The organism is Pseudomonas atacamensis, from assembly GCF_017167965.1.
Classification (GTDB): Bacteria; Pseudomonadota; Gammaproteobacteria; order Pseudomonadales; family Pseudomonadaceae; genus Aquipseudomonas; species Aquipseudomonas atacamensis.
Genome location: NZ_CP070503.1, coordinates 4825273 through 4840760, shown reverse-complemented (window position 1 = coordinate 4840760; position 15488 = coordinate 4825273). Strand labels below are relative to the sequence as shown.

At 60.7% G+C, this 15488-nt stretch carries 14 protein-coding genes; 3 read left to right on the top strand and 11 right to left on the bottom strand.

All coding sequences use genetic code 11. The annotated features are described in order from the left end of the window. Positions 1-73: 73 nt before the first annotated feature. A complete protein-coding gene (locus tag JWU58_RS22155) occupies positions 74-1465 on the top strand; it encodes a Fic family protein (protein ID WP_206420994.1) in 1392 nt (463 codons plus the stop codon). Here JWU58_RS22155 and JWU58_RS22150 read toward each other — a convergent pair. The 3 genes from JWU58_RS22150 to plsB form a co-directional block, all read right to left on the bottom strand. After that, a complete protein-coding gene (locus JWU58_RS22150) occupies positions 1462-2151 on the bottom strand; it encodes a DUF4197 domain-containing protein (RefSeq protein ID WP_130887773.1) in 690 nt (229 codons plus the stop codon). The genes JWU58_RS22155 and JWU58_RS22150 overlap by 4 nt on opposite strands. Positions 2152-2178: 27 nt before the next feature. Then, a complete protein-coding gene (locus JWU58_RS22145) occupies positions 2179-2577 on the bottom strand; it encodes a YbaY family lipoprotein (protein WP_024011761.1) in 399 nt (132 codons plus the stop codon). A 119-nt stretch (positions 2578-2696) separates the two neighbouring features. Then, positions 2697-5198: a glycerol-3-phosphate 1-O-acyltransferase PlsB gene (gene plsB, locus JWU58_RS22140; protein WP_024011762.1), complete on the bottom strand. Its 2502-nt coding sequence runs from the start codon at positions 5196-5198 to the stop codon at positions 2697-2699. A 236-nt stretch (positions 5199-5434) separates the two neighbouring features. On the opposite strand from plsB, the gene JWU58_RS22135 reads away from it, so the two are divergent. Continuing rightward, positions 5435-5644 carry a cold-shock protein gene (locus JWU58_RS22135; RefSeq protein WP_206420993.1) on the top strand — a complete coding sequence of 70 codons (210 nt, stop codon included), beginning with the start codon at positions 5435-5437 and terminating at the stop codon, positions 5642-5644. A gap of 76 nt (positions 5645-5720) precedes the next feature. On the opposite strand, the gene JWU58_RS22130 is transcribed toward JWU58_RS22135, so the two are convergent. The 4 genes from JWU58_RS22130 to JWU58_RS22115 form a co-directional block, all read right to left on the bottom strand. After that, on the bottom strand, positions 5721-6098 hold the full coding sequence (locus tag JWU58_RS22130; protein WP_016771488.1) for a hypothetical protein: 378 nt from the start codon (positions 6096-6098) through the stop codon (positions 5721-5723). Positions 6099-6173: 75 nt separating this feature from the next. After that, positions 6174-6983, bottom strand: coding sequence for a putative RNA methyltransferase (locus tag JWU58_RS22125; RefSeq protein WP_206420992.1), 810 nt, complete (start codon positions 6981-6983; stop codon positions 6174-6176). After that, positions 6983-8134: a succinyl-diaminopimelate desuccinylase gene (gene dapE / locus JWU58_RS22120; RefSeq protein WP_024011765.1), complete on the bottom strand. Its 1152-nt coding sequence runs from the start codon at positions 8132-8134 to the stop codon at positions 6983-6985. The genes JWU58_RS22125 and dapE overlap by 1 nt, the downstream gene beginning before the upstream one ends. A 242-nt stretch (positions 8135-8376) precedes the next feature. Further along, positions 8377-10968 (bottom strand): glycosyltransferase, encoded by a 2592-nt coding sequence (locus tag JWU58_RS22115; protein ID WP_056783195.1) that lies wholly within the window; start codon positions 10966-10968, stop codon positions 8377-8379. A gap of 214 nt (positions 10969-11182) precedes the next feature. On the opposite strand from JWU58_RS22115, the gene tcdA reads away from it, so the two are divergent. After that, positions 11183-12001: a tRNA cyclic N6-threonylcarbamoyladenosine(37) synthase TcdA gene (tcdA, locus tag JWU58_RS22110; RefSeq protein ID WP_102900544.1), complete on the top strand. Its 819-nt coding sequence runs from the start codon at positions 11183-11185 to the stop codon at positions 11999-12001. Between the two features lie 125 nt (positions 12002-12126). Here the strand turns inward: tcdA and JWU58_RS22105 are convergent, their stop codons facing one another. From JWU58_RS22105 to JWU58_RS22090, 4 genes are all read right to left on the bottom strand, one after another. Further along, positions 12127-12531: a SufE family protein gene (locus tag JWU58_RS22105; RefSeq protein WP_206420991.1), complete on the bottom strand. Its 405-nt coding sequence runs from the start codon at positions 12529-12531 to the stop codon at positions 12127-12129. Then, on the bottom strand, positions 12528-13733 hold the full coding sequence (locus JWU58_RS22100; RefSeq protein ID WP_122610705.1) for an aminotransferase class V-fold PLP-dependent enzyme: 1206 nt from the start codon (positions 13731-13733) through the stop codon (positions 12528-12530). The genes JWU58_RS22105 and JWU58_RS22100 overlap by 4 nt, the downstream gene beginning before the upstream one ends. A gap of 126 nt (positions 13734-13859) precedes the next feature. Then, on the bottom strand, positions 13860-14894 hold the full coding sequence (dapD, locus tag JWU58_RS22095) for a 2,3,4,5-tetrahydropyridine-2,6-dicarboxylate N-succinyltransferase (protein ID WP_123443055.1): 1035 nt from the start codon (positions 14892-14894) through the stop codon (positions 13860-13862). A 31-nt stretch (positions 14895-14925) separates the two neighbouring features. Continuing rightward, positions 14926-15288 (bottom strand): ArsC family reductase, encoded by a 363-nt coding sequence (locus JWU58_RS22090; RefSeq protein ID WP_038860603.1) that lies wholly within the window; start codon positions 15286-15288, stop codon positions 14926-14928. Between the last annotated feature and the right edge of the window lie 200 nt (positions 15289-15488).

Sequence of the window (15488 nt, the reverse complement as noted above, 5' to 3'; positions counted from 1 at the left end):
CTCCGATCTTGAGGCGCTGGCCGTCCAATGCTGTACTCCGGGTTCTGCTTTTCCGAGTCCTTGAGTCTGTCTGATGAAGAAACCACCGACATTAGCTGGCAGAACGGATCCTGTTTTCGACCTGTTGGCCCGCTCGCCCCACAAGCAACGACTTGCGGATTATCTGGCGCTGCTCAAGCCGCTCGATGATCAGGGGCGCTATCTGCCATTCGAGGCGTTGCGCTATCGCTGGGCGGCTGGGTTGGACGCGAATCTTTGTTGGGCGTTGGTGAAGAAGGCGCGGGCGGCCCAGTACATTCATTTGTTGCCGTTGGGCGAGCCGGTGCAGTGGGTCAAATACGTGCCAACGCCGTCGGCGCAGAAAACCTTGGCTGTGGTGGATCGTTACGCCAGTACGGCTGCGCTGGATTACATGACCAGTCAGATCGGCGAGCGGGCGCATTTCTCCTGTCTGCTCAATGACCTGATCGAAGACGAAGCCATCGCCAGTAGCCAGTTGGAGGGCGCGGCGACTACCACGCGCGTAGCCAAGGACATGCTCAAGCATCAGCGCCAGCCGCGGACGCCAGATGAGCGCATGGTCATGGGTAATTATCGAATGATGAATTTCGCTTGGGAAAAGCGTTATGAACCTCTGAGCATTGAGCTGATTGCAGAGATCCATCGAGTGGGTGTGGAGGGGATCGATGACGAGCAGTATTCCCCAGGATTGTTCCGGACCAATGATGAGGTGGTTGTTCAGGATGGTTCAGGCAACACCGTGCACCGACCACCTCCTGCTGCAGGATTGGTTGCGCGGTTGGCGAGGCTTTCCGCCTGGATCAACCGGCCCGCTGCCTCGATTCTGGACAAAAATTATCTGCATCCACTGATCAAGGCCGTGACGCTGCATTTCGCCATGGGTTATGAACATCCATTTCGCGACGGTAACGGGCGGGTCGCGAGAGCCTTGTTTTACTGGTTCATGTTCAAACATGAGTTCGCGGCGTTTCGCTACATTGCGATCAGTCTGCTGCTGCGCAATGCACCGGTGAAATACGGACGCTCCTACCTGCACACCGAGGCAGACGAGCTGGATCTGACTTATTTCATCGAGTTTCAATGCGCGGTGATTTTGCGAGCCGTGGTCGGTTTTATAACTGTGTACCGCAAGAGTCTGGCAGACACTCAGGACTTTGAGCGCTGGCTGACGAGCTCTGGCGTAATTGCTCAACTGACGGAACGGCAGCGCGCGGTTTATCAGGTGGCTAAAAGCGGGGAGGCGAAGGAGTTTACGGCGAGCAATGTCGCGGAAAATTTTTCCTGCTCGGGTAGCGAGGCGGCGTCGATGCTGGAAGAGCTGGACCAATTGCAGCTTTTTGAGAGAAGGAAGATGGGGCGGGAGTGGGTGTTTTTTTTACGTAGTTCTTTACGTGGAGGCAAGCATGGGAGCGAATTGAATCGCCCCCATGTTGTAACGACTTAAAGCGTACCAAACACCTTCTTCGCCAGACTCGTCGCCGCAGCGGCCGGGTTCTGACGAATTGTTTCTTCCTGCTTGCCGATCATCTCGAACAAACCATTGAGTGCCTGTTCGGTGACGTAGCTTTCAACGTTGGCGCTCTTGGCGTCGACGACACCGAAAGCCGCAGCTTGACCTGCAAAGGTGTTGTACTTCTGCGCGACGCCGACCTTGTCGGTGGCTTGTTTGACGATGGGCAGGAATTTCGCGCGGATCTGTTCGCGGCTGGATTTGTTCAGGTATTGGGTCGCCGAATCGTTGCCGCCGCTGAGGATGCCTTTGGCGTCGGCCACGCTCATTTTCTTCACTGCATCGACGAGGATTGGCTGGGCCTGGGTCACGGCGGATTCGGCGGCTTTGTTCATCGCGGTTTCCAGTTCTTCGACCTGGGCGCCCATGCCGAAGGCTTTCATCTTGCTCGCGGCTTTGCCGAGTTTGCCCGGCAGTTCGATTTTCACTTCGGGGTTGTTGCTGAAGCCGCCCGGGGTGCCGAGTTGCTTCACGGCGATCTGGGCGCCTTGGGTCAGGGCGTCCTTGAGGCCGCCGGTGGCGTCTTGTTGCGACAGGTCGTTGAGCGACAAGGCCAAGGCGTTGGCGGAGATCAGCAGGCCGGCGCAGGCGGCGGCGAAGCGAAGGGTAGGGCGGCGCATGGCGGCTTCCTTGTGGCGAAAAATGGATTAACGAACGGCGTCGACGCGGATTTTCAGCGGCTGCGGGTCGTTGCCGTCGAGTTGCACGGCGTGGTTTTCGGTGGTGATGAACATCAGCTCGCCGTTGACTTCAATGCGCGCGCTGACCGAGTAACGGTGGCCGGATTTGACCTGCGCCGGATCGTAGCTCAAATGGAATGGCAGTGGCACCTGGCCTTTGATCGGGCCTTTCTGTTCGGCGAGGACGATGGCCGGTGCATCGGCCAGCGACACATCTTGCAGGCTCACGCTCAGGGTCGCGCTCGGGGGCAGGGCGATGCGTTGCAGGTAGAAGACTTCGCCGTCGAGGCTGGCCTTGCCGGCGGGTGTGGTTGATTGGCAGGCGCTGAGCAGGGTGGCGGCAGCGAAGGTCAGCAGTTTTTTCATGGGTGGAACTCCTTTCAATGTGGGAGCGAGCCTGCTCGCGAAAGCGCTGGGTCAGTCAAACTAAATGTCGACTGACATTCCGTCTTCGCGAGCAGGCTCGCTCCCACAGGTCTAAGGCTTCAAGCCTCAGGCTGTGGCGTGATCTGATCCGCCGCATCTTCACTGCGATGCAGCGCGACCTGGCGGATCGACAGGCGAATCTCCGCCGGCAGCACGCGCTTGGCTGCGCCTTCGGCCAGCTCGCCGAGCAGTTCGTGGTAGCTGAGCTTGCCGGCTTCGTCGCGGCGCAGGACGTCGAGGTCGAGCAGGGTCTGGATGAAGTGGCGGAACAGACTCTTGTCGAAAAACTCTGGGGCGTTCAGGCCATGGAGGATCGACAGACGCTGGGCCATGACCGTGCAGAGGTCTTCCAGCTCTTCGGCGCTAATGCTGTTCTGGCCGCTGTTGAGCAGCAGGGACACGGTCATGTAGAAACGCTGCAAGGTCTGCGCGATGCTTTTCGACAGCAGCGTCAGCAGCACGAAATGCCGCGAACTCGGCGCCGGGCGCAGGTAAACGTCCTTCTCGAAACGTAGCAGGCCCTGCTCGACGAACGCTTCCAGCCACTGGTCGATCACTGCATCAAGTTCGTCCAGGTTCCAGCGGATGAACAGCTCCGATTGCAGGTACGGATACAGCGCGCGGGTGTAGCGCAGGATCTGCTCGCGGCTCATGCGCGAGGTGCTCTGGAAGAAACTCGCCAGCAACGACGGCAGAGCGAAAATGTGCAGGACGTTGTTGCGGTAGTAAGTCATCAGGACCGCGTTCTGCTCGTCCAGATAGAGAATCTTGCCCAGCGCATCGTTCTGCTCGGCGAGCAGATCCATGTCTTTCACATGCTCGATCAGCGCCCGACCATCGCCTTCCGGCAAGGTGGTGTGTGGCGAATACGGAACTTTACGGAGCAGCGCCAGATACAGATCCAGCACCCGCGCCATGGCCCGATCGTCCAGCGCCAGGCGCGTGGTCGACAGCAGGGCCAGCGCTACCAGATTCACCGGATTGATCGCCGCCGCTTCGTTGAGGTGCCGGGCGACTTTCTCGCCGAGGCGGTTGGTGGTTTCGTTGAGCCACGCCGGTTTGAACTGCGGGCCGAGCTCCTGCTGGCGCCAGTCCGGTTGCTCGGCGTCGAGGAATTCGGCCAGTTTGATCGGCTCACCGAAGTTGACCGCGACCTGACCGAAACGCTGCTTGAGCGCGCCGATGACTTTGAAAATATCGAAGATCGATTCTTTTTTCTTGCTCGCCCCGCGCAGTTCGCCGAGGTAGGTGCGACCTTCGAGCACGCGCTCGTAACCGATGTACACCGGCACGAAAACGATCGGCATCCGCGACGAACGCAGGAAGCTGCGCAGGGTGATTGCGAGCATGCCGGTTTTCGGTTGCAGCATGCGCCCGGTGCGCGAGCGCCCGCCCTCGACGAAATACTCGACCGGGAAACCTTTGGTGAACAGCGTGTGCAGATATTCGTTGAACACCGAGGTATACAGCGGATTGCCCTTGAATGTGCGGCGCATGAAGAACGCACCGCCGCGACGCAGCAGGCTGCCGATCACTGGCATGTTGAGGTTGATCCCGGCAGCAATGTGCGGCGGGGTCAGGCCGTTGCGGAACAGCAGATAGGAAAGCAGCAGGTAATCGATGTGGCTGCGATGGCACGGCACGTAGATCACTTCGTGACCCTGCGCAACGTTCTGCACGCCCTCGATGTGGTTGACCTTGATGCCGTCGTAGATCTTGTTCCAGAACCAGCTCAGCACCACTTCGAGAAAACGGATCGCGGTGTAGGTGTAGTCCGAGGCGATCTCGTTGCCGTAGCGCAGGGCCTGGGCCTTGGCTTTCTCCGGGGAGATTTTTTCGCGCTCGGCTTCGTCGAGGATCGCCTGTTTGACCAGCGGCTGGTTGAGCAGGCCTTTGACCAGATTGCGCCGGTGGGAAATGTCCGGGCCGATCACCGCTGCTTTCAGATTGCGGAAGTGCACGCGCAGGATGCGCTGGGCCATGCGCACGGTGCGCTCGTGGCCCTTGTTGTGATCGATCAGTTCGCGCAGATGGATCGGCGCGGAAAACTGCACGCGGGTTTTACGCCCGAGGACGATGATGCTCAGCAGCCGGCGCAGGCGTCCGGTGACTGCCCAGCTGTCGGCGAACAACAGTTTCCACGGACTGTTTTCGCTGTCCGGCGACTGGCCCCAGAACACGCTGACCGGAATGATCTGCGCGTCTTCGGCAGCATTCTGAGTCAGCGCGCTGACCAGACGGGTGAGAGTCGGCGGCGCGCCGCGTTTGTCCTGGCGACCGAGCCAGTCCGGGTCCGGCGTCAAATAGAAAAACGCCGCTGGTTCGATGAGTGAACCCACCGACACCGCCAGCACCGGGCGTGGCAAACCGGCCTTGGTGCACTCTGTGTCAACCACCGCCAGATCGGTCAGCGAAGGGTTTTGCAGGACGTAGAACACCGGACGACTGCGGTCGAGGTTAAGAGTGAACGACGACTGATTGATGGTCTCGGAGCGAACCCAGAGATACAACAGGCGGCGCAGGGTGCCAAACACAAGACGGCGGAACGGGGAACGGGTCATACGGCTTCTGCGTGAGTGAATAAAACCGAGCAGGCGCTCGGGGCGGACAGTTTGCCGTATTAGGCGAAAATCGGCAAAAAAGCACCGAAGTAATCTCCTGTTGAGAGTTTTCGCACCTGTCATATACTCGGCGCTCTGTTGCCGGTGCCCTGTCATGGACGTCGGACGCAGGCTGACGTTCCTCGAAGGCTTTCCTGCGAAAAGCCCGTTCAATAATAAAAAAGGAGTATGAACAGATGGCAATACGCGAAACCGGCAACGTGAAGTGGTTCAACGACGCCAAAGGCTATGGCTTTATCCAGCGCGACGACGGCGTGGACGTGTTCGTGCACTACCGCGCGATACGCGGCGAAGGGCACCGCTCGCTGACCGAAGGTCAACAGGTCGAGTACGCGGTGATCACCGGCGAGAAGGGGTTGCAGGCTGAGGATGTTGTAGGTCTGTAACAGCAGCTGCAAGCCTCAAGCCTCAAGCTGCAAGCAGTTCAGCTTGAAGCTTGAAGCTTGAAGCTTGTAGCTGCCGCTAAGCGGTCTTCCAGGTGATTTCTTCTTCTCCGTCTTCGCTGATGCGAATCCAGCGATCAGCGGTTTCTTCACCTTCTTCTTCGACCCACGTTCCCGGTGCGCAGCGCACCTCGACGTTCAGTGCCGCGAAGGCTGCGCGGGCGCAGGCGATGTCGTCGTCCCAGGGGGTCTGGTCGCTTTCCAGGAACAGGCTGTTCCACTTGCCCACGGCTTTCGGCAGCCAGGTCACCGGCACGTTGCCGGCCTTGCACTTGTACGTCTGGCCTTTCTGCACCCAGTCGCTGCACGGGCCCAGCGCTTGGCCGAGCCAGGCGGCGATGGCCTTGTGGTCGACGTCGGCGTCTTTCAGGTAAATCTCGATATCCGGTTGGCGCATGGATGTCCTCACTGCGGGTCTGAAAAATCCATTCGCGGATTTAGCCGGCCCCGGGCCTGTGCCCGAGACCAAAAGTTATTGAAGAACGAAATAATCGTAGCGCATCGACACGGTGGTCTCGAACGGCTCGGCCTGTTCGATCACCGCCGCGCGACGCTCGGCACTGGCACGCCAGCCGTGAGGCGTCATCGCCAACAGGTTGGCGCGGTCCTCGGGCTTGTCCAGAGTCAGCTTGAATTCCAGGGTTTCGCTGTGCGCCAAGGCCATGCCTGCCGGCACCAGGGCCAGGTGCTTGTCGTCGGTGTACTCGCGCACTTCGTCGTACAGGCGTTCGCGCAATTCCATCAGATGGCCACGGGTCGGGCCGACTTTCATCAGGCCGCCGCCGACGCTGAGCAGACGCTTGGCTTCCTCCCAATCCAACGGACTGAAGACGCTGGCGAGAAATTGGCAACTGCCTGAGGCCAATGGCACACGGGCCATGCTGGCGATCAACCAGGTAATCGCCGGGTTGCGCTTGCAGGCGCGTTTGACGGCTTCGCGGGAAATGTCCAGCGCGTAGCAGTCAGCATTGGGCAAAGCCTCGGCGATTTGCGCGGTGTAGTAACCCTCGCCACAACCGATGTCGACCCAGCGCTCCGGCGCATAACTCGCCGCCAATTCAGCCAGACGCTTGGCCACTGGCGCGTAATGCCCGGCGTTGAGGAAATCACGCCGCGCCTCGACCATCGCTTGATTGTCGCCCGGGTCGCGGCTGTTCTTGTGCTGCACCGGCAACAGGTTCAGATAACCCTGACGCGCACGGTCAAACCGATGCCCGGCGGGGCAGACCACGCCGTTGTCGACCGCGTTGAGCGGCTCACTGCAGATCGGGCACGCGAGCATCAGGCGAGCAACTTGATCAGGGTCTGGTAATAGATTTCGGTCAGCACGTCGAGATCGGCTGCCAGCACGCGCTCGTTGACCTGGTGGATGGTCGCGTTGACCGGGCCCAGTTCAACCACTTGCGTGCCCATGGTCGCGATGAAACGGCCATCGGAGGTGCCGCCGCTGGTCGACGCCTTGGTCTCGCGACCGGTGATGTCCTTGATGCTCGACGACACCGCATCAAGCAGCGCGCCCGGTTCGGTGAGGAATGGCAGGCCGGACAGCGCCCAGTCGATGTGCCAGTCCAGACCATGCTTGTCGAGGATGTCGGCCACACGCTTCTGCAGGCCTTCGACGGTCGATTCGGTGGAGAAACGGAAGTTGAACACCGCCACCAGATCACCCGGGATCACGTTGGTCGCGCCGGTGCCGGAATTGAGGTTGGAAATCTGGAAACTGGTTGGCGGGAAGAAATCGTTGCCGTGGTCCCAGTGCTCGGCGGCCAGCTCTGCCAGCGCCGGAGCGGCGAGGTGGATCGGGTTCTTCGCCAGATGCGGGTAGGCCACGTGGCCCTGCACGCCTTTGACCGTGAGCTTGGCGCCGAGGGAGCCGCGACGGCCGTTCTTCACCACATCGCCGACCAAGGTGGTGCTCGACGGTTCGCCAACGATGCACCAGTCCAGACGCTCGTTGCGCGCGACCAGACGTTCGACGACAGCCTTGGTGCCGTGATGCGCCGGGCCTTCTTCGTCGCTGGTGATCAGGAAAGCGACCTTGCCTTTATGGTTCGGATAGTCGGCGACGAAACGTTCAGCGGCGACGGTCATCGATGCCAGGCTGCCTTTCATGTCTGCCGCGCCACGGCCGCAGAGCATGCCATGTTCGTCGATCACGGCATTGAACGGATCGATCTGCCATGCGGTAACCGGACCGGTCGGCACCACGTCGGTGTGACCGGCGAAGCACAGCACCGGGCCGTCGTTGTTGCCGTGAGTGGCCCAGAAGTTATCCACATCTTCGATGCGCATCGGCTCCAGGGTGAAACCGGCATCGCCCAGGCGCTGCATCATCTGCTTCTGGCAGTCGGCATCGATTGGGGTCACGGAAGGACGGCGGATCAGGTCGATGGCCAGTTGAAGGGTCGGCGATAGGTCGGCGTGGGCCGTCATGGAAAACTCCGGGATCATGGGGTATGAGCTTGGGCTTCTAATGTGGGAGCGAGCCTGCTCGCGAAAGCGGTCTACCAGGCACCTTAAAGGTTGAATGTTACAACGCCTTCGCGAGCAGGCTCGCTCCCACAAGGGACAGGGGTGGTCAGTCAGACCGGTTATCACGCCAAGGCCCGCAAAATGGCGGTTATCTTAAAGCAAAACGGCGACCATTGGCCGCCGTTTAGTGCTGCGTTGCGGATTTAGACGACCGGTGCCGGCTCAGCCTTGGCCACAGGTTTGGGCAGCGACGACAGGAACGCCATGATCAGCGCCGCCAGATACGGCAGCGACTGCACCAGCAGCATGGTTACCCAGAAGCGCATGTCATTGCTCGGAATGCCCTGCACGAGGAAGATCCCCAGCGCCGCGCCCCACAGCAACAGCATGATGAACAGCTCCTCGCGAGCCTCGCTGATCGCCACCCAGAAACCGTGGTTGTCAGCGTTTTTCGGCGTGCGGAAGAACGGAATGCTGCTGGTGAAGAAACCGTACAGCACCGCTTTGGCGATGGTGTGCGATAACGCCAGGCCGGCCAGCGCCGCGCAGAACGCATCTTTCAGATTCACGCCGACGGCGCGGCGGTAGAGGAAGATGATCTTGCCGACCTTGAACACGAACAGCGCCAGCGGCGGGATTGCGAAAATCAGCAGCGGCGGATCGACCCGTTGCGGCACGATGATCATCGCCGCCGACCACAGCAACGCGCCGACGGTGAAGAAGATGTTCATGCCATCGGCGACCCACGGCAGCCAGCCAGCGAGGAAGTGATAACGCTGACCGCGAGTCAGTTCGGTGTCCTTGCCGCGCAGCAGGCTGCGGGTGTGGCGCTTGATGATCTGGATCGCGCCATAGGCCCAGCGGAAACGCTGTTTCTTGAAGTCGATGAAGGTATCCGGCATCAGGCCCTTGCCGTAGCTGTCGTGGTAATACGCCGCCGACAGGCCTTTCTCGAATACGCGCAGGCCGAGTTCGGCGTCTTCACAGATGCACCAGTCAGCCCAGCCCAACTCTTCCAGCACGGAACGACGGGTCATGGTCATGGTGCCGTGCTGAATGATCGCGTCACGGTCGTTGCGGGTGACCATGCCGATGTGGAAGAAGCCCTTGTATTCGGCGTAGCACAGCTTCTTGAAGGTGCTTTCGTTCTGGTCGCGATAATCCTGCGGCGACTGCACCACGGCGATTTTCGGGTCGGCGAAGTGCGGCACCATGTGCTTGAGCCAGTTCGGGTGCACGCAGTAATCGGAGTCGATCACCGCAATGACTTCGGCGTCCTTGGCGGTATGCGGAATCAGGTAATTCAGCGCGCCGCCCTTGAAACCGGCCAGCGGCGAAACGTGGAAGAACTTGAAGCGCGGGCCGAGGGTTGCGCAGTAATCGCGCACCGGTTCCCACACCGCCGGGTCCTTGGTGTTGTTGTCGATGATCAGGACTTCGAAGTCTGGATAATCGAGCGCGGCCAGTGCGTCGAGGGTCTGTTTGACCATCTCTGGCGGCTCGTTGTAGCACGGCACATGGATCGACACTTTCGGTCGGTAATCGGAATCGCCCAGCACCGGCAGGAATTCCCGCCGGCGCTTGTGAATCCACACCGCTTCGGCCAGTTCATGGGCCTCTGTGAGCAGGACGATGAATACCCCGAGCGCACCGAGCGCCAAGAGGAATCCGACCGTGAGGCTGAACCACGTGCTGTATTGCTGGCTGTAGTCGTAACCGATGTACACCAGCACCGAACCGCAGAGGAACGCGATAAACGTCAGGAACGTGCGACCGCGCTGGCGCAGCGCCGAGCCGTCGATCATCAGCAGCGTCAGCGACAGCAGCGCAAGCACCACCGAGCCGATGGCCAGCACGCGCCATTGCGGAATCGCCACCACCGGGCCTTCGAAATTGAATTTCTGCTGGCGCGCGGCGTTGAACACGCCCCAGTAGGCGCCGACCGAACCTTCATCGCTGGCCTTCCACGGCTGATCGAACGCTTCGATCACGAAGTAGTTGAAGCCTTGGCGATTGAGCTTGTTGACCAGTGTGCGCAGGTAAATCGCCTGATCTGCCGGCGAGGCATCGGCGCCACCGCGCATGCGACCATTGCTCGGCCAGCCGACCTCGGAGAGCAGCAGCGGTTTTTTCGGAAAGAGTTTTTTCAGATCGCGGGCACGGTCGAAGACGAACTGGCCGGCCTTGTCCACCGGAATGAATTCCCAGTAGGGCAAGACGTGGGCGGCGATCAGGTCAACGTGCTTGGCCAGTTGCGGGTATTTCTCCCAGATGTGCCATTGCTCGGAAGTGGTCACCGGTACTTTTACCGCAGCGCGCACCCGATCCAGCAGAACGATCAGCGCTTCCGGGGTGATTTCCTCGCGAAACAGCGCCTCGTTGCCGACCACCACGCGCACGACGCTTCTGGAGGTGTTGGCCAGCTCGATGGCTTTGGTGATTTCCCGTTCGTTGCGTTCCTGGTCCGGGCTGATCCAGATGCCGAGGGTGACGCGCAGGCCGAATTCCTCCGCCAGTTTCGGGATGTCTCCAAGCGAGCCGTCGACCGAATAGATACGAATGTTGTCGGTCAGCTTGCTCATGATTTCCAGGTCACGGCGCATTTCGTCGTCAGACGGATACTGATCCTTCTGTGGGAATTGCCCCTGCTGGAATGGCGAATACGAGAAGCCGGAGATTTGCTGCGGCCAGTTCGGCGCCGTGACCGGGCGATTGACCAGCGCCCAGAAACCGGTGAACAAGGCAGCGATGGCCAGCACCACCACCAGGTTGAGTCCAAATTTACGCGATGACATAGCTGTTTCGGGTTCCAAAGGCTGTGGAACGAAGGATCGGTCGGATAGACGCCCGAGGGGCGCGCATCCTACACCGGCGGTTAACCAGTCGTACAACTGACGGGAAAATGCCTGACGTTGGGCAGCCGTCTCTGACTTAAGTTCTTACACTTGTCGCTTGCAGCTTAAAACTTGTCGCTGCGTAGCCCTATAATGCGCGCCGGTTTTTGGGGTAATGGTCATGAGTACAGAAGATCCGCGGTTTGCAGGCATCGCCCGTTTGTATGGCATCGAGGGCCTGGAACGCTTGCGCGCCGCCCATGTGGCGATCGTCGGCGTTGGTGGCGTCGGTTCCTGGGCGGCGGAAGCCATGGCCCGTTGCGGGGTGGGCGAGATATCGCTGTTCGACCTCGACGACGTCTGCGTCAGCAATGCCAACCGCCAGTTGCATGCGCTGGACAGCACCGTCGGCAAACCCAAGGTCGAGGTGATGGCCGAGCGTCTGCGCGGGATCAACCCCGATTGCACGGTGCACGCCGTGGCCGATTTCGTTACCCGCGACACCATGGCCGAATACATCACGCCGAACATCGACTGCGTGATCGACTGCATCGATGCGGTCAATGCCAAAGCGGCGCTGATCGCCTGGTGCAAACGCCGCAAGATCCAGATCATCACCACCGGCGGCGCGGGCGGGCAGATCGATCCGACGCTGATTCAGGTCTGCGATCTGAACCGCACCTTCAACGATCCGCTGGCCTCGAAAGTCCGTTCGACGTTGCGCCGGGACTACGGCTTTTCCCGCACCGTGACCCGCCACTACAGCGTGCCGTGTGTGTTTTCCACCGAACAGCTGCGCTACCCGAAACCGGATGGCAGCATTTGTCTGCAGAAGAGTTTTGTCGGCGACGGCGTGAAGCTCGACTGCGCCGGCGGGTTTGGCGCGGTGATGATGGTTACCGCGACGTTTGGTATGGTCGCGGCGACCAAGGCTGTGGACAAGATTGTCGCTGGTGTACGGCGCCCGGCGGACCGGGTCAAGCCTCAGATTTGATGCTGGGGCTTTGATCGTTCCCACGCTCCGCGTGGTAATGCAGCCCGGGACGCTCCGCGTCCCATCCAGAGCCGAACGCGGAGCGTCCGTTGAGGCATTCCCACGCAGAGCGTGGGAACGATCAGTCAGCGAGCCAACTCATTCATCCGCTGGAGCACCGCATTCAGGCCATTGCTGCGCGAAGGCGACAACTGCCGCGACAACCCCAGCCGATTGAACCACTCCGGCAGATCCAGCTGCTGCAACTCCGCCGCCGACAAGCCGTTGACCCGCAACAGCAGCAACGCCACCAACCCGCGAATCATCCGCGCATCGCTGCTCGCCTTGAACTGCCAGTGACCGTCGCGCAACTCACCGACCAGCCACACCTGACTTTCACAGCCATGCACCCGGTTGGCCTCGCACTTTTGCGCGTCATCCAGCGCCGGCGAGCGATCGCCAAACTGCATCAGCAACCGCGCCCGCTGTTCCCAGCCCGCCGCAGTCTGAAACGTCTGCAGCGCTTCGGCCGCTTCCACCGGCAGGCTCATCGCAACATCTCCAGCGCCTGATCCAGCGCCTCGAAAAAGCGCTCCAGATCTTCCGAATCGTTATACAGCGCCAACGACACACGAATCGCGCCAGCCAGTTCGAAGCTTTTCATCAGCGGCATGGCGCAGTGATGCCCCGCGCGTACGGCAATGCCTTGTTCGGTGAGCAGATGCGCCAGATCGGCGTTGTGCACGCCTTCGACGACAAAACTGGCCAGCGCCAGTTGCGGCTTGCCGAGCAGGCGAATGCCATTGCGTGCGGCGAGGCCGCGCAGCAGATAGTCGTGCAGTGCCGCTTCATGGGCAGATACGGCGTCCTGATCCAAGCCGGCCAAGTAGTCGAGGGTCGCTCCGAGGCCGATGACACTGGCGATCGGCGGTGTGCCTGCCTCGAACCCCAACGGCGCCGGGCGGAAGCGCGAATCCTGATAGTTGGCGTCGAGCACCATCTCGCCGCCGAACTGCCAATGCTGCAATTGCTCCAGCGCAGCGTTGCGCCCGAACAGCACGCCGAGGCCATCGGGGCCGTAGAGTTTGTGGCTGGAAAACACATAGAAGTCGCAACCCAGCGCCTGTACATCATGCCGTCCGTGCACCACACCTTGCGCACCATCGACCACGGTCAGCGCGTTCTGCGCCTTGGCCATGCCCAGCAAAGCGGTCAGTGGCTGCCAGGCGCCGAGCACATTGGACAACTGGCTGACCGCCAACAAACGCGTGCGCGGGCCGATCAGATGCACGGCAGCGCCGAGGTCGATCAGGCCGTCGGCATCCAGCGGCAGGATCACCAGTTTCAGCTGACGGCGTTGCGCCAGTTGCTGCCACGGCAGCAGGTTGGCGTGATGCTCCAGAGCGCTGATGACGATCTCATCGCCCGGCTGAAACAGAGGCTCCAGACCATAAGCCAGTAGATTCAGCGCGCTGGTGGCGCCGTGGGTGAAGATGATTTGCCCGCTGTCACCGGCATTCAGCCATTGGCCAACCTTGCGCCGACTGTCTTCGAACGCTTGCGTCGCGTGGGCACCGGGCAGGTGTTGCGCACGATGCACATTGGCCGCGCCGTTGGCGTAGTAATGCGTCAGTGCGTCGAGCAGGGCTTGTGGTTTTTGCGTGGTGGCGGCGCTGTCCAGATAGGTCTGGTCTTGCCGTTGCAGGGCGGCGATGGCCGGGAAATCGGCGCGCCAAGGGGAGGGGATCATCATGAGTTCAGCCCTGTGAAATTGGGCGGGGTGTACGCCAAACCTTGTGGGAACGAGCTTGCTCGCGAAGGCGTTCTTGAATACGCCAAAAGCTTCGCGAGCAGACTCGCTCCCACAGGCCTACAGCGCTTAGTTGTGAGCGTGCAGCGCTTCGTTCAGTTCGATCGCCGATTTGTGGGTCTTGCATTCCACAGCACCGGTTTCCGAATTGCGACGGAACAGCAGATCAGTCTGACCAGCCAGCTCACGCGCCTTCACAACCTTGACCAGATTGTTGTGCTCGTCCAGCAGCGCAACCTTGGTGCCAGCGGTCACGTACAGGCCCGACTCCACAGTGTTGCGGTCGCCCAACGGAATGCCGATACCGGCGTTGGCGCCGATCAGGCAGCCTTCGCCGACCTTGATCACGATGTTGCCGCCGCCCGACAGGGTGCCCATGGTCGAGCAACCGCCGCCCAGGTCCGAACCCTTCCCGACGAAGACGCCAGCGGAAACGCGGCCTTCGATCATGCCCGGGCCTTCGGTGCCGGCATTGAAGTTGATGAAACCTTCATGCATGACGGTGGTGCCTTCGCCGACGTAAGCGCCCAGACGCAGACGCGCGGCATCAGCGATACGCACGCCGGCCGGTACCACGTAGTCGGTCATTTTCGGGAACTTGTCCACCGAGAACACTTCCAGCAGCTCGCCGCGCAGGCGTGCTTCGAGTTGCATTTCCGCCAGTTCGCTCAGGTCGATCGCGCCCTGGCTGGTCCACGCCACGTTCGGCAGCAGCGGGAAGATACCGGCGAGGCTCACGCCGTGCGGCTTGACCAGACGGTGCGAGAGCAGATGCAGCTTGAGGTAGGCCTCAGGCGTGGAGGTCAGTTGCGCGTCTTCGGCCAGCAGCGTGGCGACCAGCGGCTTGTGGCTTTCAGCCAGGCGGGTCAGCAGCTTGCCTTGCACGGCGTCGACGCCTTTCACGGCTTCAGCCAGTTGCGCGGCCTGGGCGGTGGTGAAGGTGATGGCCTGGTTGCCTTCGGTGTAACCGAGGATCGGCGCAACAGCCGCGACCAGTTCGGCCGAAGGGTTGAGCAGTGGCTGAGCGTAGAACACTTCCAGCCATGCGCCTTGACGGTTCTGGGTGCCGACACCAAAAGCGATGCTGAACAGGGAATTGGACATGTGAATACCTCTACAAAGAGTGACGGGCTGCTTACTTCAGAGCGGCCGCGTAGATATCTGGCTTGAAGCCAATCAGGGTTCGGTCACCGAGATCGAGCACCGGGCGCTTGATCATCGAGGGTTGTGCGAGCATCAGTTCGATAGCTTTCGCCTGGTCGAGATCGGCTTTGCGTTCGTCGTCGAGTTTGCGAAAGGTCGTGCCGGCGCGGTTCAGCACGGTTTGCCAGCCGTGCTCGTCGCACCATTGGGTCAGGTGCTCACGGTCAATGCCGGCGGTCTTGTAATCGTGAAAGTCGTAGCTGACAGCGTGTTCATCGAGCCAGGTGCGCGCCTTTTTCATGGTGTCGCAGGCTTTGATGCCGAAAAGGTGCAACGTTTTACTTGAAACGGCCAAGGAATCGCCCCCTTTACAGGTGCTGGAAAAAAATGGTGACGGATTATGCCATGACCGGACGGTTTCGTCGGCCACGGTTGTCGTAACGCTGTAAAACCTGTGGGAGCGAGCTTGCTCGCGAAGGGGGCCTGTCAGTCAATTTCTGTGCTGAATGACACACCGCATTCGCGAGCAAGCTCGCTCCCACATTTAGTCCGGCG

Bases quoted from the DNA above. Each gene is read 5' to 3' on its own strand.
- JWU58_RS22130 (WP_016771488.1), bottom strand. From the start codon at position 6,098: ATGCGCCAACCGGATATCGAGATTTACCTGAAAGACGCCGACGTCGAC.
- JWU58_RS22155 (WP_206420994.1), top strand. From the start codon at position 74: ATGAAGAAACCACCGACATTAGCTGGCAGAACGGATCCTGTTTTCGAC.
- JWU58_RS22115 (WP_056783195.1), bottom strand. From the start codon at position 10,968: ATGTCATCGCGTAAATTTGGACTCAACCTGGTGGTGGTGCTGGCCATC.
- JWU58_RS22125 (WP_206420992.1), bottom strand. From the start codon at position 6,983: ATGCTCGCGTGCCCGATCTGCAGTGAGCCGCTCAACGCGGTCGACAAC.
- JWU58_RS22135 (WP_206420993.1), top strand. From the start codon at position 5,435: ATGGCAATACGCGAAACCGGCAACGTGAAGTGGTTCAACGACGCCAAA.
- JWU58_RS22105 (WP_206420991.1), bottom strand. From the start codon at position 12,531: ATGAGCCTGCCGGTGGAAGCGGCCGAAGCGCTGCAGACGTTTCAGACT.
- plsB (WP_024011762.1), bottom strand. From the start codon at position 5,198: ATGACCCGTTCCCCGTTCCGCCGTCTTGTGTTTGGCACCCTGCGCCGC.
- dapE (WP_024011765.1), bottom strand. From the start codon at position 8,134: ATGACGGCCCACGCCGACCTATCGCCGACCCTTCAACTGGCCATCGAC.
- tcdA (WP_102900544.1), top strand. From the start codon at position 11,183: ATGGTCATGAGTACAGAAGATCCGCGGTTTGCAGGCATCGCCCGTTTG.
- JWU58_RS22150 (WP_130887773.1), bottom strand. From the start codon at position 2,151: ATGCGCCGCCCTACCCTTCGCTTCGCCGCCGCCTGCGCCGGCCTGCTG.
- JWU58_RS22145 (WP_024011761.1), bottom strand. From the start codon at position 2,577: ATGAAAAAACTGCTGACCTTCGCTGCCGCCACCCTGCTCAGCGCCTGC.
- JWU58_RS22100 (WP_122610705.1), bottom strand. From the start codon at position 13,733: ATGATGATCCCCTCCCCTTGGCGCGCCGATTTCCCGGCCATCGCCGCC.
- dapD (WP_123443055.1), bottom strand. From the start codon at position 14,894: ATGTCCAATTCCCTGTTCAGCATCGCTTTTGGTGTCGGCACCCAGAAC.